Source organism: Escherichia sp. S10b, from assembly GCF_028421345.1.
In the GTDB taxonomy this organism is placed as follows: Bacteria; Pseudomonadota; Gammaproteobacteria; order Enterobacterales; family Enterobacteriaceae; genus ECMA0423.
Map to the genome: position 1 here is coordinate 62120 of NZ_JAHZSO010000036.1, position 10389 is coordinate 72508.

Below are 10389 nucleotides of genomic sequence, written 5' to 3' on the forward strand. Positions count from 1 at the left end.
CTACATGACCTGATAGCCTTCATCGGGCTTGCCCAGCCGTTGCTGGCACCATGCCGCCAGAAATTCCACGCAGACACGTAATTTCATGCTGCGATAGAGCGGCTCCCGGTAAACAGCCCAGATATTGGCGCTTTGTGCATACTCCGGCAATACTTGCACCAGTTTGCCACTCTCCAGAAACGGCAACACATCCCACTCGGAACGCAGCATAATCCCTTTGCCCTCCAGCGCCCATTGCAACACTATCTCGCCGCTATTGGAGGAAAGATGCCCGCTAACCTTCACCGATTTTTTCTCCTGACCGTTCCCCAACTCCCATATTCCGTGGGTCATATCGCGCTCTTTGGTCACCAGACAGTCATGACGACTTAATTCCTGTAATGATTGTGGCTGCGGATATTTTTGCAGATACTCAGGTGCTGCGCATAATATTCTTTTATTTTTCGTTAACAGATGCGCAATATAATAATCAGGAATTTCGTCATTAATACGAATATCCAGATCAATATTATCCTGCACTAAATCAATTTGCCGATCGAACAATTCAAAATGCACCTGTAACTCAGGATAATTGCGCATAAGTTCGGTAATGGCTGGCGCAATATGGCTGCGCCCAAAACCAAAACTGCAACCAATACGAATCATCCCCTCCGGGCGCGTTTTGATTTGCGTGACGTCATCGACCAGTCGCTGATATTGGGTGAGGATTTCCAGCGCATGTTCGTAACAACGTTGGCCACTTTCAGTCAGCGCCACGCCGCGAGCGGAGCGGTTCAGCAGCGTTGTTGCCAGCGTATTTTCAAGGATTTGGATCCGCTTGGTGACAAATGCAGGCGTTTGCCCAAGCGTCGCCGCTGCAGCACTAAAACTCCCGCTGTGGACGATTTCTACCAGTACCTGCAAGTCTTTGGCTAAAGGCCAGCTATTCAGCATCGTTAATTATCCGCAGTTGTGATAAGCGCAGTGTATTTCGCAAAACATTGCCATTCCCTGCTCTGGCGCAATATTCATTCTTATTTTCGCGTTGATTCACGAACTGTTAATTACATATTCACGGTGGCAAAAAATATAAAACCACATTTTTAGTGGTAGTTTGTGGCGGTGAATTTTTCCAGACAAATACAAAAACTGGAGTTGCCATGATGAGCGAAAGTAATAAGCAACAGGCAGTGAATAAGTTGACAGAGATTGTCGCTAACTTTACCGCCATGATTTCTACCCGAATGCCTGATGACGTGGTGGATAAACTAAAACAGCTAAAGGATGCCGAAACGTCGTCGATGGGGAAAATTATCTACCATACGATGTTCGACAACATGCAAAAAGCGATTGACCTGAATCGTCCTGCCTGTCAGGACACCGGGGAGATTATGTTCTTCGTTAAAGTCGGTTCCCGCTTCCCACTGCTTGGCGAGCTGCAAAGCATACTCAAACAAGCCGTGGAAGAGGCAACCGTCAAAGCGCCACTACGTCACAATGCGGTAGAAATTTTTGACGAAGTAAACACCGGCAAAAATACCGGTAGCGGCGTACCGTGGGTCACCTGGGACATCATCCCCGACAATGACGATGCAGAAATCGAAGTTTACATGGCAGGCGGCGGCTGCACGCTACCTGGCCGCTCGAAAGTGTTAATGCCGTCAGAAGGCTACGAAGGCGTGGTGAAATTCGTCTTCGAAAATATCTCCGCCCTCGCCGTAAACGCCTGTCCACCGGTACTGGTGGGCGTGGGCATCGCCACCTCGGTGGAAACCGCCGCCGTACTCTCGCGTAAAGCCATTTTGCGTCCGATTGGCAGCCGCCATCCCAATCCAAAAGCGGCAGAGCTGGAGCTACGCCTGGAAGAAGGACTCAACCGTCTGGAGATTGGTCCACAAGGGCTGACCGGCAACAGTTCAGTGATGGGCGTGCATATCGAATCTGCCGCCCGCCATCCGTCAACCATCGGCGTTGCTGTCTCTACCGGCTGCTGGGCGCATCGTCGCGGCACGCTGCTGGTTCATGCCGATCTCACCTTTGAAAATCTGTCTCACACCCGGAGCGCGTTATGAAAAAGATCCTGACAACCCCGATCAAAGCTGAAGATCTGCAAGATATTCGCGTCGGCGATGTGATCTACCTGACCGGTACGCTGGTGACCTGCCGTGACGTTTGTCACCGCCGCTTGATCGAACTGAAACGTCCGATCCCTTACGATCTCAACGGCAAAGCGATTTTCCACGCTGGCCCCATCGTGCGCAAAAACGGCGATAAATGGGAGATGGTTTCCGTTGGCCCGACAACCAGTATGCGTATGGAAAGTTTTGAACGTGAATTTATCGAGCAGACCGGCGTGAAACTGGTGGTTGGCAAAGGCGGAATGGGGCCGCTGACCGAAGAAGGCTGCCAGAAATTCAAGGCGCTACATGTGATTTTCCCGGCAGGCTGCGCGGTGCTGGCGGCAACCCAGGTGGAAGAGATTGAAGAAGTGCACTGGACAGAACTCGGGATGCCGGAGTCACTGTGGGTCTGCCGGGTCAAAGAGTTCGGCCCGCTGATTGTCTCTATTGATACCCACGGCAACAACCTGATAGCCGAAAACAAAAAGCTGTTCGCCGAACGCCGCGATCCCATCGTGGAAGAGATCTGCGAGCACGTCCATTACATCAAATAACCCTCCCGGAGAGGCTCGCCCCCTCTCCTTTTTCGCAGGCATAACACGATGAAACCTTCCACTGAATGGTGGCGATACCTTGCGCCGCTGGCGGTCATCGCCATTATTGCTCTAATTCCGGTTCCCGCAGGGCTGGAGAGTCATACCTGGCTCTACTTTGCCGTTTTTACTGGCGTGATCGTTGGACTGATCCTCGAACCCGTGCCGGGTGCCGTGGTGGCGATGGTGGGTATATCCATCATCGCCATACTCTCTCCCTGGCTGCTGTTCAGCCCCGAACAGCTCGCCCAGCCAGGCTTTAAATTCACTGCAAAATCCCTCTCGTGGGCGGTTTCCGGTTTTTCTAATTCGGTTATCTGGCTGATTTTCGCCGCCTTTATGTTTGGCACAGGCTATGAAAAAACCGGGCTGGGACGCCGCATTGCGCTGATTCTGGTGAAAAAGATGGGACATCGCACGCTGTTTCTCGGCTATGCGGTGATGTTCTCCGAGCTGATCCTCGCACCTGTAACACCGTCCAACTCGGCGCGTGGTGCGGGGATTATCTATCCCATCATCCGTAACCTGCCACCGCTCTATCAATCACAACCAAACGACAGCAGTTCGCGCAGCATTGGCTCGTACATCATGTGGATGGGGATTGTTGCCGACTGCGTGACCAGCGCCATTTTCTTGACGGCGATGGCACCAAACTTGCTGTTAATTGGACTGATGAAAAGCGCATCTCACGCCACGCTGAGTTGGGGCGACTGGTTCCTCGGGATGTTGCCGCTCAGTATTTTGCTGGTGCTGCTGGTTCCCTGGCTGGCTTATGTGCTGTACCCGCCGGTACTGAAGTCAGGCGATCAGGTGCCGCGCTGGGCAGAGACGGAACTGCAGGCAATGGGCCCGCTCTGTTCGCGTGAAAAACGGATGCTGGGGCTGATGGTAGGCGCGCTGGTGCTGTGGATTTTCGGCGGTGATTATATCGATGCCGCGATGGTCGGTTACAGCGTGGTGGCACTGATGCTGCTTCTGCGCATTATCAGTTGGGACGACATTGTCAGTAATAAAGCCGCGTGGAACGTTTTCTTCTGGCTGGCCTCGCTTATCACCCTCGCTACCGGACTCAACAACACCGGTTTTATTAGCTGGTTTGGCAAACTGTTAGCAGGCAGCTTAAGTGGTTATTCGCCGACGATGGTGATGGTGGCATTGATTGTGGTGTTTTATCTACTGCGCTACTTTTTCGCCAGCGCCACGGCGTATACCTCCGCCCTCGCACCGATGATGATCGCCGCCGCGCTGGCGATGCCGGAAATCCCGCTGCCGGTGTTCTGCCTGATGGTTGGCGCGGCAATTGGTCTGGGGAGCATTCTTACACCATACGCCACCGGACCCAGTCCGATTTACTACGGTAGTGGTTATCTGCCAACGGCGGATTACTGGCGACTGGGGGCGATTTTTGGGCTGATATTCCTCGTATTGCTGGTGATTACCGGCTTACTGTGGATGCCCGTGGTGTTGCTTTAAGTAAGGACGGTGCCGGAAATTGCTCTCCGGCACCCGATAGTTTTACGCGGCCGGTAACTCCGCCAGTGGCCAGCGCGGACGCACGCTAACGCCGAGATCCGCCGTCGCGCCTGCTTTAAACCGCACCATTCCGGCATAGGCGATCATCGCGCCGTTATCAGTACAAAACTCCGGACGCGCGTAGAACACTTCGCCGCGGCGTTTTTTCATCATTTCAGCCAGCTTCGCCCGTAACGTACGGTTAGCACTCACGCCGCCTGCCATGACCAGTCGCTTAAAGCCAGTCTGATCCAACGCTCGCTTGCACTTAATCATCAGCGTATCGACCACCGCATCTTCAAAGGCGCGGGCGATATCAGCACGCGTCTGGTCGTCGGTGCCGTTGTCACGAATGGTATTTGCCGCGAAGGTTTTCAGACCGGAGAAGCTGAAATCCAGCCCCGGACGGTCGGTCATCGGACGCGGGAAAACAAAGCGCCCGGCAGTACCCTGAGCCGCCATTTTCGACAGTAACGGTCCGCCAGGATAATCCAGCCCCAGCAGCTTCGCGGTTTTATCAAACGCTTCACCGGCGGCATCATCGATAGACTCGCCGAGCAGCTCGTACTGACCAATGCCAGTCACGCTGATTAACTGCGTATGACCGCCGGACACCAGCAGCGCGACAAACGGAAATTCCGGCGGGTTATCTTCCAGCATCGGCGCTAACAGATGCCCTTCCATATGGTGTACCGGGATTGCCGGAACGTTCCAGGCAAACGCCAGAGAACGCCCCACGGTTGCGCCAACCAGCAGTGCGCCGACTAATCCAGGGCCTGCGGTATAGGCCACAGCATCAATGTCTTTTGCCGTTAAACCAGACTCCTTTAGCGCCGCCTGGATCAACGGTACGGTTTTGCGCACGTGATCGCGGGAGGCCAGTTCAGGCACGACGCCGCCGTAGTCAGCGTGCAATTTCACCTGACTATACAATTGGTTGGCTAACAAACCTTTTTCATCGTCGTAAATGGCGATGCCGGTTTCATCGCAGGAAGTTTCAATACCCAGTACACGCATGACTTGTTTTACCTCGCTTTATTACCGCGCAGTGTAGGACCAATGCGGGTTGATGTAAAACTTTGTTCGCCCCTGGAGAAAGCCTCGTGTATACTCCTCACCCTTATAAAAGTCCCTTTCAAAAAAGGCCGCGGTGCTTTACAAAGCAGCAGCAATTGCAGTAAAATTCCGCACCATTTTGAAATAAGCTGGCGTTGATGCCAGCGGCAAACCGAATTAATCAAAGGTGAGAGGCACATGCCGGTAATTAAAGTACGTGAAAACGAGCCGTTCGACGTAGCTCTGCGTCGCTTCAAGCGTTCCTGCGAAAAAGCAGGTGTTCTGGCGGAAGTTCGTCGTCGTGAGTTCTATGAAAAACCGACTACCGAACGTAAGCGCGCTAAAGCTTCTGCAGTGAAACGTCACGCGAAGAAACTGGCTCGCGAAAACGCACGCCGCACTCGTCTGTACTAATTCCCCGAGAGCGTTGCTCTCCGATCAGACCGAGTTGTAGTTGTAAGGCCGTGCTTCCGAAAGGAATGCGCGGCTTATTTTCGTTTATGAATTGCTAAAAATCGGGGCCTATGGCTGGACGAATCCCACGCGTATTCATTAATGATCTGCTGGCACGCACTGACATCGTCGATCTGATCGATGCCCGTGTGAAGCTGAAAAAGCAGGGCAAGAATTTCCACGCGTGTTGTCCATTCCACAACGAGAAAACCCCGTCATTCACCGTTAACGGTGAGAAACAGTTTTACCACTGCTTTGGATGTGGCGCGCACGGCAACGCGATCGACTTCCTGATGAACTACGACAAGCTCGAGTTCGTTGAAACGGTCGAAGAGCTGGCAGCAATGCACAATCTTGAAGTGCCATTTGAAGCAGGCAGCGGCCCCAGCCAGATCGAGCGCCATCAGAGGCAAACGCTTTATCAGTTGATGGACGGTCTGAATACGTTTTACCAACAATCTTTACAACAACCTGTTGCCACGTCTGCGCGCCAATATCTGGAAAAACGCGGATTAAGCCACGAGGTTATCGCTCGCTTTGCGATTGGTTTTGCGCCCCCCGGCTGGGACAACGTCCTGAAGCGGTTTGGCGGCAATCCAGAAAATCGCCAGTCATTGATTGATGCGGGGATGTTGGTCACTAACGATCAGGGACGCAGTTACGATCGTTTCCGCGAGCGGGTGATGTTCCCCATTCGCGATAAACGCGGTCGGGTGATTGGTTTTGGCGGGCGCGTGCTGGGCAACGATACCCCCAAATACCTGAACTCGCCGGAAACAGACATTTTCCATAAAGGCCGCCAGCTTTACGGTCTTTATGAAGCGCAGCAGGATAACGCTGAACCCAATCGTCTGCTTGTGGTCGAAGGCTATATGGACGTGGTGGCGCTGGCGCAATACGGCATTAATTACGCCGTTGCGTCGTTAGGTACGTCAACCACCGCCGATCACATACAACTGTTGTTCCGCGCGACCAACAATGTCATTTGCTGTTATGACGGCGACCGTGCAGGCCGCGATGCCGCATGGCGAGCGCTGGAAACGGCGCTGCCTTACATGACAGACGGCCGTCAGCTACGCTTTATGTTTTTGCCGGATGGCGAAGACCCTGACACGCTGGTACGAAAAGAAGGTAAAGAAGCGTTTGAAGCGCGGATGGAGCAGGCGATGCCGCTTTCCGCATTTCTGTTTAACAGCCTGATGCCGCAAGTTGATCTGAGTACCCCTGACGGGCGCGCACGTTTGAGTACGCTGGCACTGCCATTGATATCGCAAGTGCCGGGCGAAACGCTGCGAATATATCTTCGTCAGGAATTAGGCAACAAATTAGGCATACTTGATGACAGCCAGCTTGAACGATTAATGCCAAAAGCGGCAGAGAGCGGCGTTTCTCGCCCTGTTCCGCAGCTAAAACGCACGACCATGCGTATACTTATAGGGTTGCTGGTGCAAAATCCAGAATTAGCGACGTTGGTCCCGCCGCTTGAGAATCTGGATGAAAATAAGCTCCCTGGACTTGGCTTATTCAGAGAACTGGTCAACACTTGTCTCTCCCAGCCAGGTCTGACCACCGGGCAACTTTTAGAGCACTATCGTGGTACAAATAATGCTGCCACCCTTGAAAAACTGTCGATGTGGGACGATATAGCAGATAAGAATATTGCTGAGCAAACCTTCACCGACTCACTCAACCATATGTTTGATTCGCTGCTTGAACTGCGCCAGGAAGAGTTAATCGCTCGTGAGCGCACGCATGGTTTAAGCAACGAAGAACGCCTGGAGCTCTGGACATTAAACCAGGAGCTGGCGAAAAAGTGATTTAACGGCTTAAGTGCCGAAGAGCGATCGGGAAGCCCCCGACAGCCGCACTGAGAGGCAGCGGCAAATATATAAGTACGCCCTCGTAATTATCGTTGGCGGTAAACAACCGTTGGATTTCAGCGTTAACGGCTGAAGGACATCGGGTCAATCGCCCAACACCAACCTCATGAAATAAGTGTGGATACCGTCTTATGGAGCAAAACCCGCAGTCACAGCTGAAACTTCTTGTCACCCGTGGTAAGGAGCAAGGCTATCTGACCTATGCCGAGGTCAATGACCATCTGCCGGAAGATATCGTCGATTCAGATCAGATCGAAGACATCATCCAAATGATCAACGACATGGGCATTCAGGTGATGGAAGAAGCACCGGATGCCGATGATCTGATGCTGGCTGAAAACACCGCGGACGAAGATGCTGCCGAAGCCGCCGCGCAGGTGCTTTCCAGCGTGGAATCTGAAATCGGGCGCACGACTGACCCGGTACGCATGTACATGCGTGAAATGGGCACCGTTGAACTGTTGACCCGCGAAGGCGAAATTGACATCGCTAAGCGTATTGAAGACGGGATCAACCAGGTTCAATGCTCCGTTGCTGAATATCCGGAAGCGATCACCTATCTGCTGGAACAGTACGATCGTGTTGAAGCAGAAGAAGCGCGTCTGTCCGATCTGATCACCGGCTTTGTTGACCCGAACGCAGAAGAAGATCTGGCACCTACCGCCACTCACGTCGGTTCTGAGCTTTCCCAGGAAGATCTGGACGATGACGAAGATGAAGACGAAGAAGATGGCGATGACGACAGCGCCGATGATGACAACAGCATCGACCCGGAACTGGCTCGCGAAAAATTTGCGGAACTACGCGCTCAGTACGTTGTAACGCGTGACACCATCAAAGCGAAAGGTCGCAGTCACGCTGCCGCTCAGGAAGAGATCCTGAAACTGTCTGAAGTATTCAAACAGTTCCGCCTGGTGCCGAAGCAGTTTGACTACCTGGTCAACAGCATGCGCGTCATGATGGACCGCGTTCGTACGCAAGAACGTCTGATCATGAAGCTCTGCGTTGAGCAGTGCAAAATGCCGAAGAAAAACTTCATTACCCTGTTTACCGGCAACGAAACCAGCGATACCTGGTTCAACGCGGCAATTGCGATGAACAAGCCGTGGTCGGAAAAACTGCACGATGTCTCTGAAGAAGTGCATCGCGCCCTGCAGAAACTGCAGCAGATTGAAGAAGAAACCGGCCTGACCATCGAGCAGGTTAAAGATATCAACCGTCGTATGTCCATCGGTGAAGCGAAAGCCCGCCGTGCGAAGAAAGAGATGGTTGAAGCGAACTTACGTCTGGTTATTTCTATCGCCAAGAAATACACCAACCGTGGCTTGCAGTTCCTTGACCTGATTCAGGAAGGCAACATCGGTCTGATGAAAGCGGTTGATAAATTCGAATACCGCCGTGGTTACAAGTTCTCCACCTACGCAACCTGGTGGATCCGTCAGGCGATCACCCGTTCTATCGCGGATCAGGCGCGCACCATCCGTATTCCGGTGCATATGATTGAGACTATCAACAAACTCAACCGTATTTCTCGCCAGATGCTGCAAGAGATGGGCCGTGAACCGACGCCGGAAGAACTGGCTGAACGTATGCTGATGCCGGAAGACAAGATCCGCAAAGTGCTGAAGATCGCCAAAGAGCCAATCTCCATGGAAACGCCGATCGGTGATGATGAAGATTCGCATCTGGGGGATTTCATCGAGGATACCACCCTCGAGCTGCCGCTGGATTCTGCGACCACCGAAAGCCTGCGTGCGGCAACGCACGACGTGCTGGCTGGCCTGACCGCGCGTGAAGCGAAAGTTCTGCGTATGCGTTTCGGTATCGATATGAACACCGACCACACGCTGGAAGAAGTGGGTAAACAGTTCGACGTTACCCGCGAACGTATCCGTCAGATCGAAGCGAAGGCGCTGCGCAAACTGCGTCACCCGAGCCGTTCTGAAGTGTTGCGTAGCTTCCTGGACGATTAATCGGTAGGCCGGATCAGGCGTTACGCCGCACCCGGCACTAGTCCCTTTGCACAAACGCCACCTTTTCGGTGGCGTTTTTTATCGCCCACGCACTACCAGCGCCTGGTCCAGCTCGCGATACGCTTCAACCAGTTTCTCTAGTGAAACGCGACTTAAACCGCTGGGATTTGGCAGCACCCAAATCTGCGTCGAACCAATGGTGAGCGTTTGTTTCCCCCACTGTGCACCGCGCTGGCTGAATCCCTGTTCATATGCTTGTTTGCCCAGAATCGCCAACGCCTGCGGCTGATAATCTTCAATTTTTTCAATCAGCTTACGCCCACCTGCGTGCAGCTCCTGCTTTGAAACTTCATTGGCTTGCACCGTTGGACGGTCTACCAGTTTGGTGACGCCACAACGATAATCCAGCAGATGCTGTGCCTCCTGCGGCTTCAACTGACGGTCGGTAAACCCGGCCTGATATATCACCTTCCAGAAGCGATTTGCTGGATGAGCAAAGGGAAAACCAGTCCCGGCGGATGAAAGCCCAGGGTTGATACCGCAAAACACGACCCGTAACCCTGGAGCCAAAATATCCTCAACCATATTTACTCCTTTCTAACATCACCAGGAAAAGTATAACGGATTGAAAATACATTGTTTATAAAAACAGCAGGCGCACGGTAATGGCTGGATTGCGACACGGAGTTACTTTATAATCCGCTACCATGGCCCCTTAGCTCAGTGGTTAGAGCAGGCGACTCATAATCGCTTGGTCGCTGGTTCAAGTCCAGCAGGGGCCACCAGATTTCAATGAATTACAGATGTATCCAAACTATCTTGC

The 10389-nt window shown here is 52.9% G+C and carries 9 protein-coding genes and 1 tRNA gene; 7 read left to right on the top strand and 3 right to left on the bottom strand.

Going from position 1 to position 10389, the window contains the following annotated elements; all coding sequences use genetic code 11:
- Positions 1–933: an L-tartrate utilization transcriptional activator TtdR gene (ttdR, locus tag FTE26_RS03275; RefSeq protein WP_000935206.1), complete on the bottom strand. Its 933-nt coding sequence runs from the start codon at positions 931–933 to the stop codon at positions 1–3.
- Between the two features lie 206 nt (positions 934–1139).
- On the opposite strand from ttdR, the gene ttdA reads away from it, so the two are divergent.
- From ttdA to ttdT, 3 genes are read left to right on the top strand one after another with little or no spacing between them, the layout of a single operon-like run.
- Positions 1140–2051: a L(+)-tartrate dehydratase subunit alpha gene (gene ttdA / locus FTE26_RS03280; RefSeq protein ID WP_000986792.1), complete on the top strand. Its 912-nt coding sequence runs from the start codon at positions 1140–1142 to the stop codon at positions 2049–2051.
- Positions 2048–2653, top strand: a complete 606-nt coding sequence (ttdB, locus tag FTE26_RS03285; protein ID WP_000722957.1) for a L(+)-tartrate dehydratase subunit beta — start codon at positions 2048–2050, stop codon at positions 2651–2653. Before ttdA ends, ttdB begins: the two co-directional genes overlap by 4 nt.
- Positions 2654–2701: 48 nt before the next feature.
- Positions 2702–4165: an L-tartrate/succinate antiporter gene (gene ttdT / locus FTE26_RS03290; protein ID WP_000804928.1), complete on the top strand. Its 1464-nt coding sequence runs from the start codon at positions 2702–2704 to the stop codon at positions 4163–4165.
- Positions 4166–4207: 42 nt separating this feature from the next.
- On the opposite strand, the gene tsaD is transcribed toward ttdT, so the two are convergent.
- Positions 4208–5221: a tRNA (adenosine(37)-N6)-threonylcarbamoyltransferase complex transferase subunit TsaD gene (gene tsaD / locus FTE26_RS03295; RefSeq protein WP_001264365.1), complete on the bottom strand. Its 1014-nt coding sequence runs from the start codon at positions 5219–5221 to the stop codon at positions 4208–4210.
- A 237-nt stretch (positions 5222–5458) separates the two neighbouring features.
- On the opposite strand from tsaD, the gene rpsU reads away from it, so the two are divergent.
- The 3 genes from rpsU (at position 5459) to rpoD (ending at position 9566) form a co-directional block, all read left to right on the top strand.
- Complete coding sequence (gene rpsU / locus FTE26_RS03300) at positions 5459–5674, top strand: 30S ribosomal protein S21 (RefSeq protein ID WP_001144069.1); 216 nt, start codon at positions 5459–5461, stop codon at positions 5672–5674.
- Between the two features lie 110 nt (positions 5675–5784).
- Positions 5785–7530, top strand: a complete 1746-nt coding sequence (dnaG, locus tag FTE26_RS03305) for a DNA primase (RefSeq protein ID WP_000918827.1) — start codon at positions 5785–5787, stop codon at positions 7528–7530.
- A 194-nt stretch (positions 7531–7724) separates the two neighbouring features.
- Positions 7725–9566 carry an RNA polymerase sigma factor RpoD gene (gene rpoD, locus FTE26_RS03310; RefSeq protein WP_000437371.1) on the top strand — a complete coding sequence of 614 codons (1842 nt, stop codon included), beginning with the start codon at positions 7725–7727 and terminating at the stop codon, positions 9564–9566.
- Between the two features lie 78 nt (positions 9567–9644).
- Here the strand turns inward: rpoD and mug are convergent, their stop codons facing one another.
- A complete protein-coding gene (mug, locus tag FTE26_RS03315) occupies positions 9645–10151 on the bottom strand; it encodes a G/U mismatch-specific DNA glycosylase (RefSeq protein WP_000228937.1) in 507 nt (168 codons plus the stop codon).
- 124 nt (positions 10152–10275) lie between these two features.
- Between mug and FTE26_RS03320 the strand changes: the two genes are divergently transcribed.
- Positions 10276–10351: transfer RNA gene (locus tag FTE26_RS03320), tRNA-Ile, on the top strand.
- The last annotated feature ends 38 nt before the right edge of the window (positions 10352–10389 follow it).

Coding starts and splice junctions, on each gene's coding strand:
- ttdR (WP_000935206.1), bottom strand. CDS start 933: ATGCTGAATAGCTGGCCTTTAGCCAAAGACTTGCAGGTACTGGTAGAA.
- rpsU (WP_001144069.1), top strand. CDS start 5,459: ATGCCGGTAATTAAAGTACGTGAAAACGAGCCGTTCGACGTAGCTCTG.
- ttdB (WP_000722957.1), top strand. CDS start 2,048: ATGAAAAAGATCCTGACAACCCCGATCAAAGCTGAAGATCTGCAAGAT.
- mug (WP_000228937.1), bottom strand. CDS start 10,151: ATGGTTGAGGATATTTTGGCTCCAGGGTTACGGGTCGTGTTTTGCGGT.
- ttdA (WP_000986792.1), top strand. CDS start 1,140: ATGATGAGCGAAAGTAATAAGCAACAGGCAGTGAATAAGTTGACAGAG.
- dnaG (WP_000918827.1), top strand. CDS start 5,785: ATGGCTGGACGAATCCCACGCGTATTCATTAATGATCTGCTGGCACGC.
- tsaD (WP_001264365.1), bottom strand. CDS start 5,221: ATGCGTGTACTGGGTATTGAAACTTCCTGCGATGAAACCGGCATCGCC.
- ttdT (WP_000804928.1), top strand. CDS start 2,702: ATGAAACCTTCCACTGAATGGTGGCGATACCTTGCGCCGCTGGCGGTC.
- rpoD (WP_000437371.1), top strand. CDS start 7,725: ATGGAGCAAAACCCGCAGTCACAGCTGAAACTTCTTGTCACCCGTGGT.